Genomic DNA, 18,046 nt, shown 5'->3' with positions numbered 1-18,046 from the left:
GCTTACTCCTTGGCCTTGGCGGCGGCAGCCGGCGCGGCCGGCTTCAGCACCGGGCGGTTCTGCCGGTCCACCGCAATCACCGGTTGGCCGGCGCGCAGCAGGTGGCCACCGGCGGCGACCACCCAGTCACCGGCACCGACGCCCGACAGCACCGGCACCGATTCGCTGCCATAGGCACCGATGGTGACCGATGCAGCCTTCAGCGTGCTGTTGGCCGGATCGACCACCCACACGCTGGCGGTACCGTTGGCACCGCGCTGCAGTGCGCCCAGCGGCAGCTGCAGGGTGCCGTGGCGGCCGGCGCTGCTGTAGACGCGCGCGCTCTGGCCCAGTTCTACATCGGCCAGCGCATCGGCGGCCAGGCTGACGCGGGTGGCATAAGTGCGTGCCTGCGGATCGGCGGCGGCGGCGATCTCACGGATCGTGCCCGGCAAGCGCTGGCCCGGGCGGTTCCACAGCTCCACCTCGACCGGCTGGCCCACTGCGTAGTCGCGGATGGTGGCTTCGGGCAGGTCGATCAGCACTTCGCGGCCACCGTCGGCGGCCAGGTTGAAGATGGTCTGCCCGGCGGACACCACCTGCCCGGCCTCGGCCTCGCGGCTGGCGATCACGCCATCGGCCGGTGCGCGCAGTTGTGCGTAGTCGGCCTGGTTGCGCAGCACATCAAGGTTGGCACGGGCGGCATTGGCCTGGCCCTGCGCAGCCTTGAACGCCGCGGACTGCTGGTCCAGCTGCGAGCGGCTGACCAGTTGCTGGTCGGCCAGCACCTGGTAGCGCTTGAGATCGTCACGGGCGCGCACCAGGTCGGCTTCCGCCGCCGCCAGCTGGGCCTGCGAGGCACGCGCCTGAAGCGCGAAGTCGGCCACGTCCAGTTCGGCCAGCACGTCGCCCTTCTTCACCCGCTGGCCAGCATCGACATGGCGCTTGACCAGGTTGCCGCCGACGCGGAACGACAGCGGGCTTTCCTGGCGGGCACGCACGGTACCCGGGAACGCCGCCGGCGCCTGACCGGCCTGTTCGCCGGGGTGAACCACCAGTACCGGCACGGCCGCCTGCGGCGCCTGCTCCTGTCCCGAACAGGCTGCCAGCGCAGCCACCCACACCATACCGCCCATCCAGCGCACGATCTTCATCGGTCAACGTCCTGAAAACGCAGGGTTGCAACAAGGGGGAGCCGCGACTGCCGGCCCGATTTAATAAACCGGCCGGTATAGTATAAATATCGAACCGCTTGGTCTAGTATTGTTGCGATGAGTTCTTCCACTTCCCGCAAGCCGTCGGCCAAGCCTGCTGCCAAGGCCGCCGGACCCGGGCGCCCCAAGGATCTGGGCAAGCGCGCGGCGATCCTTGAAGCAGCCAAGGCCCTGTTCATCGAACAGGGCTATACCGGCGTGAGCATGGACGCCATTGCCGCCCAGGCCGGCGTCTCGAAGCTGACCGTGTACAGCCACTTCGGCGACAAGGAAACCCTGTTTTCCGAGGCCGTGCAGTCCAAGTGCATTGAAATGCTGCCCGACGCCCTGTTCGTGGCCGACGCGGACGGCCCGCTGCGCGACCAGCTGATCGGCATCGGCCTGGCCTTCTTCGAGCTGATCACCTCCGATGCGGCGATCTCGATCCAGCGCATGATGATGGCGCCGGAGACCGACGAACGCCTGCGCGAGCTGTTCTGGCGGGCCGGTCCGGAACGCACCTGCGAGGCCCTGGCCGACTTCCTGCGCGCCCGTGGCGAACGCGGCGAGCTGGCGATCCCCGACTACTCCCTGGCTGGCCAGCAGTTCCTGACCCTGGTGAAGGGCGAAGTGCACATGCATATGATGTGCGGAATGCCACTGTCACCGGTGGAATGCGATCCTCTTGCCCATGTGACCGCCAGCATCGACTTCTTCCTGCGCGCCTATGCGCCACGAGGGGCGGGAACCGGCTGAAACGGCAAACCTGAATGAACCGGAGGTCGCGATGACTTCCGGCACTGCGACCCCGGCCCCCCGGCAGCTGATGCTCTGGGCGCGCCGCCGGCCTCCGGCACCGGTAAAATGGCCGGCCCACTGCGCTGGATTTGAACCTCATGACGATTGATTACGCCCACGCCCGCGAACTGATGGTGGAACAGCAGATCCGTCCCTGGGACGTGCTGGACATCAAGGTGCTCGACGTCCTGGCCCGCCTGCCGCGCGAGGCCTTTGTCGCCGATGCACACCGTGCGCTGGCCTACGCCGATGTCGAACTGCCGATCGGCAACGGGCAGAAGATGATGAAGCCGGTCATCGAGGGCCGTACCCTGCAGGCACTGGATCTGCAGCCGGGTGACGAAGTGCTGGAAATCGGCACCGGCAGCGGCTTCCTGTCCGCCTGCATCGGCGCGCTGGCGCGCGACGTGCTGAGCCTGGAGATCGACCCGGAGCTGGCCGCCGCCGCGCGTGCCCGCCTGGACGCCTCCGGCCTGGGCACCAACGTCCGCGTGGACGTGGCCGACGCCCTCTCCTGGCAGACCGAACGCCGCTTTGACGTGATCTGTGTCACTGGTGCCGTCGACGTGGTGCCGTCACAGTTCGCCTCGTGGCTGCGTCCGGGGGGTCGCCTGTTCGTGATCCACGGCCGCTCGCCGGCGATGGAGGCCCTGCTGGTCAAGGCCGACGGCAGCACCGAATCCCTGTTCGAGACCGATATCGATTACCTGCGCGGTGCCGCCCCGGCACCCCAGTTCCACCTCTGAGTCCAAGGAAGCCGCAATGATCCGCCGATCCCTCGCTGTTGCGCTGGCCACTGCCCTGCTGCCGTTGTCCGCCCATGCCGCCGACCTGCTGCAGGCCTACGAGATGGCGCGCAACGGCGATCCGCAGCTGTCCGCCGCCGAATCGACCCGGCTGGTCGACAAGGAAGGTGCCGTGCAGGCGCGCGCCGCCCTGCTGCCGCAGATCAACGGCCAGGCCACGCTGAACCGCACCCGCAGCGAGCCCAACGCCGATGCCAATTCGGGCTCGTTCACCAGCAAGCGCCGCACCTACACGATCGATGGCAGCCAGACGCTGTTCAACTGGACCCAGATCAACAACCTGCGCTCGCAGCGTGAGCTGAGCAAGGCGGCGGATTTCACCCTCGATTCGGCCAACGACAGCCTGATCGTGCGCACCTCGGCGGCTTACTTCAACGTGCTGGTGGCGATCGAATCGCTGAACGCCGCACAGACCAATGAAGCGGCCGCGAAGAAGCAGTTCGACTTCGCCGACAAGCGCCTGGAAGTGGGCCTGGCGCCGATCACCGACGTGCACGAAGCCCGCGCCCAGTACGACCAGGCACGCGCCAACACCATCGTGGCACAGAACACCCTGGCCGATAACTACCAGGCCCTGACCGAACTGACCGGCCAGCCGGTGGTCAACCTGCGCGGCCTGCCGGCCGACTTCCGTCCGGAAGTGCCGGCCAACCGCGGCAACATCGACGAGCTGGTGCACCAGGCCACCACCCAGAATCCGGCGCTGAAGGCGCAGGAACTGAAGGTCAGCGCGGCCGAAGCCGGCGTGCAGGCCGCCCGGGGTGGTCATTACCCCACCCTGTCGCTGGGCGGAAGCTGGGGCAAGTCCGCCACCTGGGGTGACAGCACCGGTGCCGGCTCGCTGTCGCCGGATGCACGCACCAACAGCATCGGCCTGACCCTGAGCGTGCCGATCTTCGCCGGCGGTGCCACCCAGTCCGGCGTGCGCCAGGCGTTGGCCCAGCGTGACATCGCCCAGGACGGCTACGAGCAGCAGAAGCGTGCCCTGGACCGCAACACCCGCAATGCCTACCAGACCCTGGTACAGGGCATCAGCGAAGTGGAAGCGCGCCGCCTGGCGGTGGTCTCGGCACAGAGCGCCTACGACGCCTCGCAGGTCGGCCTGGAAGTCGGTACCCGTACCGTGCTGGACGTGATCCAGAACCAGCGCATCCTGTTCTCGGCGCAGCTGGACTACGCCCAGGCACGCTACACCTTCCTGCAGAACCGCCTCCTGCTGAGCCAGTCGCTGGGTGCGCTGGACGTGGCCGAGCTGCAGGACATCAACCGCCTGCTGACCCAGGACGCGGGCAACCCGGCCACGACCACGCACTGAGTCGTCAGCCTGCCGGCAACGAAGAAGCCACCCGCAAGGGTGGCTTTTTTCGTGGGCGCTGCACGGCCCTCAGCCGGGCCACGCCAGCACCCGCGCCACGGCAGCCAACAGGCAGAGTGCGGCGGCCACAAGCGCCAGCACCGCGCGGGCACCTGCCACCGGTGACTGTCCGCGCAGTACGGCCAGGCACAGGGCCGCCATCACCAGCAGCACGACCGGGCCGGGCAGCACCGGCAGGATGCCCACAGGAACGCCCAACGCCAGCAGCGCCGCTGACAGGACCAACGCGACCGGCACCGTCCGCGCACGCATGCCGAATGCTTCTTCGCGGAGCGCGGTCCACAGCTGCATCGCCAGGCACATGGCCACCCGCAGCAGGACCAGCAGCAGCGCGGCCAATCCGGCTGCGCCGGCCAGCGGCAGCAACGGCATCATCCAATGCAGTTGCGGGTGCTGTTGAAGCGCTACCGACAGCGGTCGCGTGCTGCCCAATGCCGGGAACTCGACCAGACCTGCCTGCAAGGCAGCAACCACGATCAGCAACAGCATGGCCAGCAGCAGCACACCCGGCAGCAGCAGCGACTGTCGCGCCCTCGCCTGCCCGTCCATGCCAGGAAACCCAAGTGCCAGGCCAACGGTGGCGAACACCCCCAGCAGCGGCACGCTCGCTGCCAGTACCCCGCCGGGCCCGAAGCGATAGGGTGCCGTTGCCTCCGGCAGCCAGGGAATCCAATGCGCGTACTGCACGTGGCGGGCTGCCAGCGCCACCAGCAGCAGACCGGTGCCGAGCTTCACCGTCAGCAGCGCACACGCCGCCAGAGCCGCACCTCGTGGCGGCAGCCACCCGACCACACCGATCAGAAGCAGTGCGAGGCTGGCCATCAGCGGATCCGGCACCGCGATGCCCGCATCGATGTCGCAACAGGCGAGCAGCGCGCGCAGATGACGGGCCAGGGACTGCGCCACGCCCCCCAGGGTCGCCACCAGTTCCAACAGCAGCGCGCCGCCGAGCAGACCGGCGGATACCCGGCCCCAGCGCGCCCGCAACACTCCGTGCAGGCCATCGGCAGCCGGCAGCTGCCGGCTCAGGGCATGCAGGCAATACAGCAGCGGCATCGCACCCAGCGCGGCCAGCAACAGGCTCAGCACGATGGCCGGCCCGGCCTCGGCCGCCGTGTGCTGGCCGACCAGCGCGATCACATTGCTCCCCAACAGCAGGGTCAGCGCCACCACCGCAAGATGATCCATGCCGGGCCGGACATCATCGATGCCCTCCGGCCTGCTGTCGCCATCCATCGCAAGCTCCCTTGATATCCGTCCAAGCGCGGTCGACAGCAGGCTGGCAGCCTGCGCCAAGGGGCGGTATCAGATTCGGTGCCGCGCACGCCGCGGTGTGACCGCAGACACGCCCGATGGCGCGCGCCCGGTCCTGTCGCGACAGGAATACGCTCGCTAAGCAGAATTGATGCAGTCGATCACGTCAGTCGACGGCTTGACCGCAGGCTTGTGCGGCCCGTGGACTCAGCTGCGGGGCGGCGGCAGATGCGGTGCCACCAGGGCCAGCGTGCGCTGCAATGCGCCGCGGCCGTTGCTGACCAGGGTGCAGCCCGCGCGCGCCATGTCCTCGCGTACCTGCGGGTCATCCAGCAGGTGCTGCAGCAGGTCGCCGACCGCCTGCGCGTTCTCGCCGATCAGCAGGGCCCCGGCTTCGCGCATGCGCCGTGATATCTCGGAGAAGTTGTGCAGGTGCGGACCAGTCACCGCGGCGGTGCCCATGGCTGCCGGCTCCAGCAGGTTGTGGCCGCCGATGGGCTGCAGGCTGCCACCGACGAACGCCACCTGCGCACACGCATAGAACGGCATCAGCTCGCCCAGGGTGTCGATGACGAACACGTCGGTGTCCGTGTCCGGCCACTGCTTCGCGCGCCTCGTCGCCACGTTCCAGCCCTGCTCGCGCGCCAGTGCCTCCACCTTCGGGAAACGCTCCGGGTGGCGCGGCGCCCACAACAGCAACAGATCCGGATGCTGCTGGCGCAGCCGCCGGTGCAGGTCGATCACCGCCTGCTCCTCGCCATCATGGGTGCTGGCGGCGATCCACACCGCTCGCCCGACGGGCACCCGGGCATGGAACTGCTCGACGAAGTCCTGAACCTCCGGCGTGGCGATGTCGAACTTCAGGTTGCCCAGCGCCTGCACCTGCTCGGGCGCAGCGCCCAGCTGCACGAAACGGTCGGCATCGTCCTGCGACTGCGCGGCCACGCAGGTCACCGTGCGCAGCGCGCGGCGGATCAGCGCCGCCAGCAGCCGGTAGCCACGCAGCGAACGTGCCGACAGCCGTGCGTTGAGGATATAGACCGGAATGCCACGGTCACGGCAGCCGAACAGCATGTTCGGCCACAGTTCGGTTTCCAGGATCAGCGCAAGGCTGGGCTGGAAGTGGCCGAGGAAGCGGTTGACGCTGCCGGGCACGTCATACGGCAGGTAGACATGGTCCAGCGCGTCGCCCCACAGCGCACGTACCCGCTCAGAACCGGTCGGGGTGATGGTGGTGATGACCCAGCGGATGTCCGGGCGCTGCTTGCGCAGGGCGTTCACCAGCGGCGCGGCGGCGTTGACCTCGCCCACCGAAACCGCGTGCAGCCAGACCCGGGGCTGCCCGGTCGGCTGCGGATAGGAGGCGTAACGTTCGTCCCAGCGCCGGAAGTATTCACGGACCCGGAAGCCGCGCCAGACCAGGTGGTACACGGTGATCGGCAGCAGGATGTAGAGCACGACCGAGTACAGGCCGCGCAGGATCCATTCGACAGGGTCTTTACGCATGCGGCAAGGATACGGGAGCCCCCCGGGAAAGACACGCGGCCGCCTTGGTAGAATGGGGCAATGTCCGATGCCACCACTGCCGTCCGCCCGTCGCTGCGCGATCCCCGCAACTGGCCGATGTTCGCCGCCATGTTCGGCGCCTTCGCCATCGCCCGCCTGCCATGGATGCTGCAGCGCGCACTGGGCCGGGGCGTTGGCTGGATCACCTGGCGCCTGCTGGGCAGCCGCCGCCGCGCCGCCGAGGTCAACCTGCAGCTGTGCTTCCCCGAAAAGGACGAGGCCTGGCGCCAGCGCCTGGTGCGCGACAGCTTCGATGCGCTGGGCGTGGGCGTGTTCGAGTGCATCCGCGCCTGGTGGGGCAGCATCGACAGCATCCGCCCGCAGGTGCAGATCGAAGGGCTGGAACACCTGCGGCAGATGCAGGCCGAGGGCCGTGGCGTGCTGCTGGTGTCGGGTCACTTCATGACCCTGGAAATGTGCGGCCGCCTGCTGTGCGACCACGTTGATCTTTCGGGCATGTACCGCAAGCACAAGAACCCGGTGTACGAGTGGGCGGTGAAGTTCGGTCGCCTGCGCTATGCCAAGGCGATGTTCGCCAACGAGGACATCCGTGCCACCGTGCGCCACCTGAAAAAGGGCGGGTTCCTCTGGTATGCGCCGGACCAGGACATGCGCGGCAAGGACATCGTGTTCGTGCCGTTCTTCGGGCACACGGCGTCAACCATCACCGCCACCCACCAGCTGGCGCGGATGACCGGCTGCGCGGTGATCCCGTATTTCCATCGCCGCGAAGGCGGGAAGTACTTCCTGAAGATCGGTGCACCGCTGGAGAATTTCCCCAGCGAGGATGTGGAAGCCGATACCACGCGGGTCAACCAGGCCATCGAAGAGATGGTGCGCGAGGCCCCCGACCAGTACCTGTGGATCCACCGCCGCTTCAAGCGGCAGCCGGGTGGGCGGAGCGATTTCTACAAGTAACGGTGGGACCGGGGGGCGTCATCCACGCATGGCGTGGATTCACCCTGGCAATGTTCGATTGGCACGGGCGCTAGGGCCACGCCATGCGCGGATGTGCCGTTACGTCTCCGTCGGTGTGTCATCCGCGTCCCGCGCCAGCAGGCTGCCGGCGAACAGTGCGGCCAGCAGCACGGTCAGGCCGCCCCAGAACGCCGAATAGAAGGCCAGGTGGGTGTTGAGCGGAAACACGGTCACCGCCAGCGCCAGCATCGCCGGGCGGGCGCGATCACGCGCAGCCGCCGGCGCATAACGCCAGGCCCGCCAGGCCTGGGCCACCGCCGCCAACCACAGCAGCAGGCCGAGCACACCGGTTTCGGCCAGGATTTCCAGCACGATCTGGTGGGCGTGCAGCGCAGGGGCAGTGCCCCACACCGCGGGGCCTTCATCGGCCACGCAGCCCGGATAGGCGTCGCGGAAGCCACGTGCGCCCACACCGTTGATCGGGTGTTCCTCGATCATGCACGCCGCGGCTTCCCAGATCCGCGCGCGCCCGGACAATGCCTGGTCGACACTCCGCTCGCCCTCATCCCAGGCCATCGCCGTGCGTGCGAAGCGTTCGCGCAGCTGTGGCACGCTGGCGGTCAGCGCGCCCGCGCCGAGCACCGCCACCAGCGCCAGCACGGCCAGCCGTTTCCAGCCGAACTGGCGCACGCCGCTGTAGGCCAGCACCAGCGCGAAGGTGATCCACGAGGCCCGCGAACCGGCCAGCAGCAGCACGCTGCCCAGCGCAGCAGCCGCAAGCAGCCAGCCGACGTTGCCGAAGCGGCGCGCCACGGGCAGCAACAGGAACGGCGACAGGCTGGCCAGCACCTGGCCGAACTTCAGGTTGCAGGGTCCCAGCGCGCCACTGAGCCGGTCGGCCACGGCGGCCTCGTCGGCCGGGCACAGGGCATGGCCGCTCACTGCCAGCTTCAGCTGTTCCAGTGACCAGAACCATGGGCTGGTACCGGCCACGGCCTGCACCAGTGCATCCAGCGTCCAGGCGCCAGTGATCAGCGCCAGGCCACCGAAGGTCAGCCGTCGCCGTTCCGGTGTGGCCACCGCGATCGCCACCAGCCACATGAAGGGCAGATAGCGCAGACCGGCGGCCGCTTTGGTCCACGACGCCGCCGGATCGATCGCATCGAACGCGGAAAACGCCTGCGGCAGCCAGTAGCCGAGGAACAGGATCGAGGTCAGTGCCCAGGCTGCCGTGCTCAACAGATGCGGACGACGCTGCAGTCGGCGCATGACCATGCGCGCGGCGGCGTAGACCGCGCCAAGACCGAGAATGGTTTCGGCGATGCCCGGCAACGGCCACATCGCCACGTACGCCAGCACCCACCAGGGCGCCCAGCGTCCGGCGCGGTCGTCGCGCACGATGACGGCAGGGTCAGCCGGCGAGGTCGGCATAGAGGCGGAGGGTATCGCGCTGCATGGCCTGCAGGGTAAACGGGATGCGGGTCGGCAAGGACGGCGGCTGCGCCAGCAGGGCCAGCGCGCGTTCACCCAATGCGTGCGCATCGCCCAGCGGCACGGCACCTGCGGGCTGCAGCTGCCGCAGCAGTTCGCCGACGCCACCGTGGTCCCAGCCCAGCACCGGGCGGCCCACCGACAGCGCCTCGACCACGGTGCGGCCGAACGCTTCGGGCTTGTCCGACAGCTGCAGTACCAGATCGCTGGCCGCGTAGGCCTGAGCGATGCGCGCGGTTGGCGTGCTGATCTGCACGGCGTCGGTCACGCCCAAGGCAGCGGCCTGCCGGCGCAGGTCGGCCACGTAGGCTTCACGACCGGGTTCATCGGTGCCCAGCATCCACAGCTGCGCCGGCACACCCGCGGCGCGCACGTCGGCCAGCAGCTGCAGCGCATGTGCATGGCCCTTCAGGCGGGTGCCCCGCCCCGGCAACAGCAGCAGCGGGCCATCCACCTGCGCCAGCCACGGGTAATCGGCTGCCAGCGCCAGACGCGGCCGGCGGTCGGCGCGCGCCACCCGCGGGAACTGGGCGACGTCGACGCCACGCGGGATCACCTGCAGCGTCTGTTCGGGCACGGTCGGGTAGTGCCGCTGCACGTATTCGCGCACGGTGTTGGACACGCAGATCACGCGTTCACCGCTGGTCATCACCGCGCTGTAGCGGCTGGGCGAATTCAGCCCGTGCACGGTGGTCACCCAGTGCGGGCGCTGCGCGGCGGGCAGGGCGCGGATCGCGTACAGCCCCAGCCAGGCCGGCAGCCGTGAGCGGGCATGCACGATGTCCGCGCCCACCTCGGCAAACAGGCGGCGCAGGGTCGGCAGATGGCGCAGGGTCAGCAGCGACTTTCGGCCGATGTCCAGAGTGAGGTGCTCGGCACCGCTATCGAGCAGCGGCTGCACCAGCCGGCCGCCGGCCGACACTACCAGCGCGCGATGGCCGGCGGCGACCAGGGCCGCAGCGATTTCCAGGGTCGAGCGCTCGACGCCGCCGGAGTGCAGCGCCGGCAGCAACTGCACCACGGTCAATCGGCGCATCGAGGGGGCAGCCGCTTAGTCGGCCAGCACGAACACGGAACCGCAGTACGGGCACTGCGCTTCGCCATTGGGCTCGTCTTCGATCGGCAGGTACACGCGCGGATGCGAGTTCCACAGCGCCATTTCCGGGGTCGGGCAGCTCAGCGGAAGATCGCTGCGGTGCACGGTGTAGCGCTTCTCGGCGTTGGCGGGCGCGGTGGCGGTATGGCTCATGGCGGATGTCGATGAACGGGTTGCGAGGCCTGTGATTCTAGCATCCGGGCCGCCCGGACATGGCGCCACGACAGGTCTTTGGGCGCGCAGGGGCGATTCCCCATGCCATTGGCTGGCACCGCGAGACGGGCCATCGACGGGAATTGCCCGGCCAATCCCGCAGGTTCACGCCGAAAAACGGCTGACCGCGATATTTACTGCATTTGGATCGAACTAAATGGCACTTGTCAGGTCGCTGCCGCTGTTGCAGGATCGGGCCCGGGTCGTGCAGCGACCCGTCCTATCGACCCGATCGCATGGCCCGCCCCCCCCGGACCGGCATCGTCTCTTCCACTGCCATCCCGGCGGGCGGAGCGTTGCTGTCCGTGGTGTCCGCCGATGCGGGTTCTGCCCGCCGCCTGCCCTTCCGGGAGACCCCTGCATGACCCTGTCCGATCCACGCCGCGCCCTGCTTCCGCTTGCCCTGGCCCTGGCCTGTGCAACCACTGCGATGCCGGTGCTGGCACAGGGACTGCAGACCTCGTTCGAACCCGGCGAACCTGCACCGGCGCAGGCCGCTGGCGCGCTGCAGGTGAGCATCGGCAACGGTCCGGCCGCGCCTTACACCGCCAAGCGCAACGCCGGCTACAGCGGGCTGCATGCCCTTCGCTACAGCAGTGCAGGGGGCAACGCGCGGCGCGAACTGTTCAAGACCGACCTGCCGATCGAGGCCGATACCACCCTGTCGTGGCTGGTGCTGCCGGAAATCGTCGGCAAGGACAGCGTGGCCTCGACCTATGTCTCGCTGGACCTGCGGCTGGACGATGGCAGCCGCGTGTCGGCCGGTGCGGCACGCGACCAGCACGGCGTGGCGATCGGCGCACGCGCGCAGGGCGATTCGAAGACGCTGTACCCGCAGCAGTGGGCGCGCAAGGCGGTACGACTGGGCGACGTGCCCGCGCTGAAGGGTCGCCGCGTAGTGGCGATCGAACTGGAGGTGGCCAGCGCCGATGGTGCGCCAGTGTCCGGCTGGATCGACGACGTACGCCTGGATGCTCAGCCGCGACAGCGACCGCAGCGCGTCTCCGACTGGGTGCTGACCACCCGTGGCACCCAGGCCAACGGCACCTTCTCGCGCGGCAACAATTTCCCGGCCACGGCGGTGCCGCACGGGTTCAATTTCTGGACCCCGGTGACCGATGCCGGCGCGCTGAACTGGCTGTACCGCTGGAACGAGCAGAACGATGCGCAGAACCGTCCGCAGCTGCAGGCGCTCGCGCTGAGCCACCAGCCCAGCCCGTGGATGGGCGACCGCCAGACCTTCCAGGTGATGCCCTCGGCCAGCCGCGGCGTACCCGAGGCCGACCGCCGCAAGCGCGCGCTGTCGTTCGACCGCAGCCACGAGAGCGCCCGCCCCTACCGATACGACGTGCGCTTCGACAACGGCGTCGCGGCATCGATCGCGCCGACCGACCATGCCGCGCTTTTCCGCTTTGATTTCCCCGAGGGCGGCGACGCCAACCTGCTGTTCGACAACGTCGATGCACGTGGCGGCCTGACCCTGGACGCCGCCACGCAGACGCTGTCCGGCTACACCGACACGCGCAGCGGCCTGTCCAACGGTGCCAGCCGCATGTACGTGGTCGCCAGCTTCGACAGACCCTGGCGCAGCAGCGGTCGCATCGACACCGGCCGCCCGACGGGCTACATCAAGTTCGATGCCGGCAGCCAGCGGCAGGTGACCATGCGCATCGCCACGTCGCTGATCTCGGTGGAGCAGGCACGACACAACCTGGCGCTGGAAATCGCTGCTGCCGACACGCTGGAGAGCGTGGCCGGCCGCGCGCAGGATGCGTGGGATGCGCGCCTGGCCCGCTTCGATATCGGCACGGCCAGCGACGACCAGAAGACCACGCTGTACTCCAGCCTGTACCGGCTGTACCTGTACCCCAACTCCGGCCACGAGAACGTGGGCAGCGCGGCTGCACCCGACTGGCGCTACGCCAACCAGGCCAGCGCCAGCGACGACAACACCGATGGCAGCGCGACCCGCACCTTTGCCGCCGTGCGCGATGGCAAGGTGTTCGTCAACAACGGTTTCTGGGACACCTTCCGCACCACCTGGCCGGCCTACGCGCTGTTCACGCCCGCCGATGCCGGCCAGATGGTTCAGGGCTTCATCGAGCAGTACCGCGCGGGTGGCTGGATCGCACGCTGGTCGTCGCCGGGCTACGCCGACCTGATGGTCGGCACCAGTTCGGATGTGGCGTTTGCCGATGCGTGGCTGAAAGGCATCGGTGGCTTTGATCCGGCCGAAGCCTACGCCGCCGCAGTGAAGAACGCGACCGTGGTACCGCCGGACCGCCATGTCGGCCGCAAGGGCATGGACCGCTCGACCTTCCGCGGCTACGCCAGCGCCGACGTGCATGAGGGCATGTCGTGGACGATGGAAGGCGCGCTCAACGACTTCGGCATCGCCAACATGGCCGACGCCCTGGCCAAGCGCGCAACCTCGCCCGCCGCACGCGAACGCTACAGCACCGAGGCCGACTACTTCCGCCACCGCGCCGCCAGCTACGCGACGATGTTCGATGCGGCGGCAGGCTTCTTCCAGGGCCGCACGGCCGACGGCCGCTGGCGCGTGGATGCCAAGGATTACGACCCGCGCGTGTGGGGCCACGACTACACCGAATCCAATGGCTGGACCTTCGCCTTCACCGCCGCCCACGACGGTGAAGGCCTGGCCGCCCTGTACGGTGGCCGCGACAAGCTGGCTGCCAAGCTCGACACCTTCTTCGCCACACCGGAAACCGCCGACGCGGCGTTCGCCGGCTCCTACGGCGGCACCATCCATGAAATGACCGAAGCGCGCGACGTGCGCATGGGCATGTACGCGCACAGCAACCAGCCGGCGCACCACATCCCGTGGATGTACCTGTATGCCGGGCAGCCGTGGAAGACCCAGCAGCACGTGCGCGAGATCCTGTCGCGGCTGTACGTGGGCAGTGAGATCGGCCAGGGCTATCCCGGTGACGAGGACAACGGCGAGACCTCGGCCTGGTACGTGCTGGCCTCGCTGGGCCTGTACCCATTGCGCATGGGCGCCCCTGAGTATGTGATCGGCTCGCCGGCATTTGAGCATGCGCGGGTGGAACTGCAGGGCGGTGCCGTGCTGACCGTGAACGCGGCCAACAACTCGCGTGAGAACGTCTACGTGCAGTCGCTGAAGATCAACGGCCAGCCCTGGACCAAGACCTGGGTGCCGCACGAGCTGATCGCCAAGGGTGCGACCCTGGACTTCGTGATGGGCCCGCAACCTTCGCGCTGGGGCAGCGGCGTGGATGACGTGCCGCGCTCGCTGACTGCCCGTGGCCAGCGCCCACAGATGCTGCACGACCTGCTGGGCAGCGGCGCGAAGGCCACGCTGGCCGATGGCCGTGACCTTGCGGCACTTGTCGATGACGATGCGGCCACGACGGTGGGCCTCGGCGGCGGCGCGGCCATCGCGCTGACCGGCCTGGCCGACGGCACCGCGACGATGTACACGCTGACCAGTGGTGACGGCCGCATCCGTGGCGGTGAATGGACGCTGGAGGCGCGCAATGGCAGCGGCAGCTGGACCGTGCTCGACCAGCGCAGTGGCGAAGACTTCGAATCTGCCCGCCAGACCCGTCCGTTCCGCATCGCCAAACCCGGTCGCTACAGCGAGTACCGCCTGCGCTTGGCAGCCCCAGGGCGGCTGCCACTGGCGGAGATCGAACTGCTGGCGGTCGGCACCGTACAATGAGCCGCATGCGCTACCGTCTTCTGCCCCTGGCCCTTGTTGCCCTGTCCTTCTCCAGCTTCGGCCAGACCCAGGCGTTCGATACGCAGCTGACCCGCGACGGCGTGACACTGAACTACCAGGACGCGCGTGGCGCCCTGTCGGCGCCGCAGCGCAAGCGGGTGATCGATACGTTCTTCTTCGCCTACCTGCGCGAGCGGGCTGACTTCCATCCCACCGCGCCGTCGAGGGTGCGCATCGTGATCGATCCGGCCTACACCGGCATCGCCTTCGTCGGCGACAAGGACCAGGCCGCAACCATCACCATCAATCCCGGCTGGTTGGCGCAGCATCCGAACGACATCGACCTGGTCACCCACGAGGCGATGCACATCGTGCAGGGCTATCCCGGCTACGGCGATGCACGGGTACCGGGCTGGCTGGTGGAAGGCATCGCCGACTACGCACGCGACCGCTATGGCATGGACAACGCCGCCGCCGGCTGGGCGTTGCCGGTCAAGGTCGAGAAGGGGCAGAACGTCGACAGTGGCTACCGGGTGACCGGCGCCTTCCTGAAGTGGGCGGAGAGCGAGCATCCCGGCCTGGTGCTGGCGCTGGACAAGGCCCTGCGTGATGGCCGCTATACGCCTGCGCTGTGGCAGAAGCACACCGGAAAGGCACTCCCGGCATTGTGGTCGCAGTACGCCAAGCCGCGTTCGGATGCACCACCGCCGGCCCCGGCACGCCGCGGCAAGCGGCACTGACGCCCAGGCACCACGCATTCGCCGGGCATTGCCCGGCGCTACCGCATCGCTGCCTCAGCGCGACTGCACGAAACCTGCGTACAGCGCGAAAAGCTGCTGGAAATACCGCCGGGTCACTCGATTGCGCATGACACTTTCGCCGATGGGGAGGTGGTCGGGCCCAGGGTGGGAAGGCCGGTCCGGTCCCTTCCCACGGCCGGGCCGCGTGGGCGTATTGGGCCGCAACGGCGTTGCAGGGAAATGACCGGGTTGCGTAGCGTGTGTGGCAGCGATGGCATCGGCATCGGGACCGGCGTTGGGACCGGCGTTGGGACCGGCGTTGGGACCGGCGTTGGGACCGGTAGAGTCGACTGTTAGTCGACTATCGCGCGATCGCGCGGGGTTTTCGGCGTCCGAATCAAGAGCAGTCGACTAACAGTCGCCTCTACCCGTTTCCGCTGCGCGGAAACAGAAACGCGCCCCGTGGGGCGCGTTTCTGCAGATCGAATCGGGAAGAAGGCCTCAGGCCTTCTTCTCCGCTTCGATCTGCTTGCGGATCTGCGCATCGACCGCGGCGATCGCGGTCATGTTCAGGATCCGGCGCGAGGTCGCGCTGGTGGTCAGGATGTGCACCGGCTTGTTCACGCCCATCAGGATCGGGCCGATCGCCACGCCGTCGGTGAACACGCGCACCAGGTTGTAGGCGATGTTGGCCGCTTCCAGATTCGGCAGCACGAACAGGTTGGCGCGGCCCTGCAGGGTCGAGCCCGGCAGCAGCTTCTGGCGCAGCGCTTCGTCCCACGCGGTGTCGCCCTGCATTTCACCGTCCACGTTCAGACGCGGGTTGCGCTTGAGCAGCAGCTCACGCACCTGGCGCATCTTCAGCGCGTCCTTCGAATCATGGCTGCCGAAGTTGGAGTGCGACAGCAGCGCCACCTTCGGCTCGATGCCGAACAGCTTCATGCGGTAGGCCGCCTGCAGGGTCGCTTCGCACAGCTGCTCGGCGGTCGGGTCTTCCTGCACGTGGGTGTCCACGAAGAAGAACACGCCCTGCTGGTTGATCACGCCGGTCATCGCCGAGGTCGAGGTGACCTTCGGCTCCAGCGGCAGCACGCTGCGCACGTAACCCAGCTTCTTGTGGAAGCGGCCGACGATGCCGGTCAGCATCGCATCGGCTTCGCCACGGGCCACCATCACCGCCGCGATCAGGGTCGGGCGCGAACGCATCAGGTTCTTCGCCGCGGCCACGGTCACGCCACGACGACCGGTCAGGCCGTGGTAGTACTGCCAGTATTCGTTGAAGCGCGGGTCGTCGTTGATGTTGGTGACTTCAACGTTCTCGCCGATCTTCAGGCGCAGGCCGAGGCGTTCGATGCGTGATTCGATCACTTCCGGGCGACCGATCAGGATCGGGTGCGCCAGGCCGTCGTCGACCACGTTCTGCACCGCCTGCAGCACCACTTCCTCTTCACCTTCGGCGTACACAACGCGCTGCTTGTCGCTGCGCGCGCGGTCGTAGACCGGCTTCATCATCAGGCTGGTGCGGTAGACGAACTGGGCCAGCTTGTCGCGGTAGGCGCCCATGTCCTCGATCGGGCGCGAGGCCACGCCCGAGTCCATCGCGGCCTGGGCCACAGCGGCCGACAGCTCCACCAGCAGGCGGCGGTCGAACGGGCGCGGGATCAGGTATTCACGGCCGAAGCTCGGGGTCTCGCCGCCGTAGGCCGAGCCCATGTCGGTGGCGGCACGGCGTGCCAGCGCGGCGATGGCGCGCACGCAGGCGATCTTCATTTCCTCGTTGATGGCGGTCGCGCCCACGTCCAGCGCACCGCGGAACAGGTACGGGAAGCACAGCACATTGTTGACCTGGTTCGGGTAGTCCGAACGGCCGGTGCCGATGATCGCGTCCGGACGCGCGGCGCGCGCCACCTCCGGCATGATTTCCGGAGTCGGGTTGGCCAGTGCGAAGATCACCGGGTCCGGCGCCATGGTCTTGACCATCTCGGCGGTCAGGATGCCCGGGGCCGACAGGCCCAGGAAGATGTCCGCGCCGTCGACGATCTCGGCCAGGGTGCGCTTGTCGGTGTCGCGCGCATAGCGCTGCTTTTCCGGATCCAGGTCGGTACGACCGGTATGGATCACGCCCTCGCGGTCGAAGGCCAGGATGTTCTCCGGCTTCAGGCCCAGCTGCACCAGCATGTTCACGCAGGAAATGCCGGCGGCGCCCATGCCCGTGGTCGCCAGCTTCACGTCCTCGATCTTCTTGCCGGTGATCGCCATGGCGTTGAGCACCGCTGCGCCGACGATGATCGCCGTGCCGTGCTGGTCGTCATGGAACACCGGGATCTTCATGCGCTCGCGCAGCTTGCGCTCGACCACAAAGCATTCCGGAGCCTTGATGTCTTCCAGGTTGATGCCGCCGAAGGTCGGCTCCAGCGAGGCGATGATGTCGACCAGCTTGTCCGGGTCGGTTTCATCCACTTCGATGTCGAACACATCGATGCCGGCGAACTTCTGGAACAGCACGCCCTTGCCTTCCATCACCGGCTTGCCGGCCAGCGCGCCGATGTTGCCCAGGCCCAGCACCGCGGTGCCGTTGGAGATCACCGCCACCAGGTTGCCGCGCGCGGTCAGCTCGCTGGCCTGCTGCGGGTCGGCCTTGATCGCTTCACAGGCGTACGCCACGCCCGGCGAATACGCCAGCGACAGGTCGCGCTGCGTCAGCATGGGCTTGGTAGCGGAAACCTTGATCTTGCCGGGCGGAGACATCCGGTGGTAATCGAGGGCGGCCTGTTTGAAATCTTCGTTGGACATCGATGTGGGTTACATGAATGGGCAGAAGGGACAGGGGATGATACCCCCGTTGGAGCGTCTGGACCTGTCGCTATCCTGTCGCAGGCATGCTGCGACCGCACAATCCTGTGCCGTATGC

13 protein-coding genes are annotated in these 18,046 nt (G+C 68.2%); 6 read left to right on the top strand and 7 right to left on the bottom strand.

Going from position 1 to position 18,046, the window contains the following annotated elements:
- Window positions 1-2: 2 nt before the first annotated feature.
- Window positions 3-1,133 (bottom strand): efflux RND transporter periplasmic adaptor subunit, encoded by a 1,131-nt coding sequence (locus tag AC5P8Z_RS12215; RefSeq protein WP_495229128.1) that lies wholly within the window; start codon window positions 1,131-1,133, stop codon window positions 3-5.
- A 117-nt stretch (window positions 1,134-1,250) separates the two neighbouring features.
- On the opposite strand from AC5P8Z_RS12215, the gene AC5P8Z_RS12210 reads away from it, so the two are divergent.
- From AC5P8Z_RS12210 to AC5P8Z_RS12200, 3 genes are all read left to right on the top strand, one after another.
- Complete coding sequence (locus tag AC5P8Z_RS12210; protein WP_286069800.1) at window positions 1,251-1,928, top strand: TetR/AcrR family transcriptional regulator; 678 nt, start codon at window positions 1,251-1,253, stop codon at window positions 1,926-1,928.
- A gap of 140 nt (window positions 1,929-2,068) precedes the next feature.
- Window positions 2,069-2,716: a protein-L-isoaspartate O-methyltransferase family protein gene (locus tag AC5P8Z_RS12205; RefSeq protein WP_286069802.1), complete on the top strand. Its 648-nt coding sequence runs from the start codon at window positions 2,069-2,071 to the stop codon at window positions 2,714-2,716.
- Between the two features lie 16 nt (window positions 2,717-2,732).
- Complete coding sequence (locus AC5P8Z_RS12200) at window positions 2,733-4,091, top strand: TolC family outer membrane protein (protein ID WP_495229127.1); 1,359 nt, start codon at window positions 2,733-2,735, stop codon at window positions 4,089-4,091.
- A 69-nt stretch (window positions 4,092-4,160) separates the two neighbouring features.
- Here the strand turns inward: AC5P8Z_RS12200 and AC5P8Z_RS12195 are convergent, their stop codons facing one another.
- Window positions 4,161-5,387, bottom strand: coding sequence for an amino acid transporter (locus AC5P8Z_RS12195; RefSeq protein ID WP_495229126.1), 1,227 nt, complete (start codon window positions 5,385-5,387; stop codon window positions 4,161-4,163).
- 225 nt (window positions 5,388-5,612) lie between these two features.
- The gene (gene waaA, locus AC5P8Z_RS12190) at window positions 5,613-6,911 is read right to left on the bottom strand and encodes a lipid IV(A) 3-deoxy-D-manno-octulosonic acid transferase (RefSeq protein WP_495229125.1); all 1,299 of its coding nucleotides are present in this window, start codon (window positions 6,909-6,911) and stop codon (window positions 5,613-5,615) included.
- Window positions 6,912-6,971: 60 nt separating this feature from the next.
- Here waaA and AC5P8Z_RS12185 point away from each other — a divergent pair, with 60 nt between their 5' ends.
- Entirely contained in the window at window positions 6,972-7,889 is a 918-nt protein-coding gene (locus AC5P8Z_RS12185) for an LpxL/LpxP family Kdo(2)-lipid IV(A) lauroyl/palmitoleoyl acyltransferase (protein WP_495229124.1), read from the top strand.
- Window positions 7,890-7,988: 99 nt separating this feature from the next.
- Here the strand turns inward: AC5P8Z_RS12185 and AC5P8Z_RS12180 are convergent, their stop codons facing one another.
- From AC5P8Z_RS12180 to AC5P8Z_RS12170, 3 genes are read right to left on the bottom strand one after another with little or no spacing between them, the layout of a single operon-like run.
- Window positions 7,989-9,320: an O-antigen ligase family protein gene (locus tag AC5P8Z_RS12180; protein WP_495229123.1), complete on the bottom strand. Its 1,332-nt coding sequence runs from the start codon at window positions 9,318-9,320 to the stop codon at window positions 7,989-7,991.
- Entirely contained in the window at window positions 9,301-10,416 is a 1,116-nt protein-coding gene (locus AC5P8Z_RS12175) for a glycosyltransferase (protein ID WP_286069808.1), read from the bottom strand. The genes AC5P8Z_RS12180 and AC5P8Z_RS12175 overlap by 20 nt, the downstream gene beginning before the upstream one ends.
- A gap of 15 nt (window positions 10,417-10,431) precedes the next feature.
- Entirely contained in the window at window positions 10,432-10,629 is a 198-nt protein-coding gene (locus AC5P8Z_RS12170) for a zinc-finger domain-containing protein (protein ID WP_005410967.1), read from the bottom strand.
- Between the two features lie 421 nt (window positions 10,630-11,050).
- Here AC5P8Z_RS12170 and AC5P8Z_RS12165 point away from each other — a divergent pair, with 421 nt between their 5' ends.
- Complete coding sequence (locus tag AC5P8Z_RS12165; RefSeq protein WP_495229122.1) at window positions 11,051-14,395, top strand: GH92 family glycosyl hydrolase; 3,345 nt, start codon at window positions 11,051-11,053, stop codon at window positions 14,393-14,395.
- Window positions 14,392-15,135 (top strand): basic secretory protein-like protein, encoded by a 744-nt coding sequence (locus AC5P8Z_RS12160; protein ID WP_286069811.1) that lies wholly within the window; start codon window positions 14,392-14,394, stop codon window positions 15,133-15,135. The genes AC5P8Z_RS12165 and AC5P8Z_RS12160 overlap by 4 nt, the downstream gene beginning before the upstream one ends.
- Before the next feature lie 501 nt (window positions 15,136-15,636).
- On the opposite strand, the gene AC5P8Z_RS12155 is transcribed toward AC5P8Z_RS12160, so the two are convergent.
- Entirely contained in the window at window positions 15,637-17,928 is a 2,292-nt protein-coding gene (locus tag AC5P8Z_RS12155) for an NADP-dependent malic enzyme (RefSeq protein ID WP_021204353.1), read from the bottom strand.
- Between the last annotated feature and the right edge of the window lie 118 nt (window positions 17,929-18,046).

It is taken from the genome of Stenotrophomonas sp. YJH_SMC_17, assembly GCF_059371655.1.
Note: the sequence above shows the minus strand (reverse complement) of the source record. Positions and strands in the feature narration are given on the sequence as shown.

Excerpts from the sequence above, each read along its gene's own strand:
- waaA (WP_495229125.1), bottom strand. The coding sequence starts at position 6,911 with ATGCGTAAAGACCCTGTCGAATGGATCCTGCGCGGCCTGTACTCGGTC.
- AC5P8Z_RS12175 (WP_286069808.1), bottom strand. The coding sequence starts at position 10,416 with ATGCGCCGATTGACCGTGGTGCAGTTGCTGCCGGCGCTGCACTCCGGC.
- AC5P8Z_RS12180 (WP_495229123.1), bottom strand. The coding sequence starts at position 9,320 with ATGCCGACCTCGCCGGCTGACCCTGCCGTCATCGTGCGCGACGACCGC.
- AC5P8Z_RS12165 (WP_495229122.1), top strand. The coding sequence starts at position 11,051 with ATGACCCTGTCCGATCCACGCCGCGCCCTGCTTCCGCTTGCCCTGGCC.
- AC5P8Z_RS12205 (WP_286069802.1), top strand. The coding sequence starts at position 2,069 with ATGACGATTGATTACGCCCACGCCCGCGAACTGATGGTGGAACAGCAG.
- AC5P8Z_RS12185 (WP_495229124.1), top strand. The coding sequence starts at position 6,972 with ATGTCCGATGCCACCACTGCCGTCCGCCCGTCGCTGCGCGATCCCCGC.
- AC5P8Z_RS12160 (WP_286069811.1), top strand. The coding sequence starts at position 14,392 with ATGAGCCGCATGCGCTACCGTCTTCTGCCCCTGGCCCTTGTTGCCCTG.
- AC5P8Z_RS12170 (WP_005410967.1), bottom strand. The coding sequence starts at position 10,629 with ATGAGCCATACCGCCACCGCGCCCGCCAACGCCGAGAAGCGCTACACC.
- AC5P8Z_RS12155 (WP_021204353.1), bottom strand. The coding sequence starts at position 17,928 with ATGTCCAACGAAGATTTCAAACAGGCCGCCCTCGATTACCACCGGATG.
- AC5P8Z_RS12200 (WP_495229127.1), top strand. The coding sequence starts at position 2,733 with ATGATCCGCCGATCCCTCGCTGTTGCGCTGGCCACTGCCCTGCTGCCG.
- AC5P8Z_RS12210 (WP_286069800.1), top strand. The coding sequence starts at position 1,251 with ATGAGTTCTTCCACTTCCCGCAAGCCGTCGGCCAAGCCTGCTGCCAAG.
- AC5P8Z_RS12215 (WP_495229128.1), bottom strand. The coding sequence starts at position 1,133 with ATGAAGATCGTGCGCTGGATGGGCGGTATGGTGTGGGTGGCTGCGCTG.
- AC5P8Z_RS12195 (WP_495229126.1), bottom strand. The coding sequence starts at position 5,387 with ATGGATGGCGACAGCAGGCCGGAGGGCATCGATGATGTCCGGCCCGGC.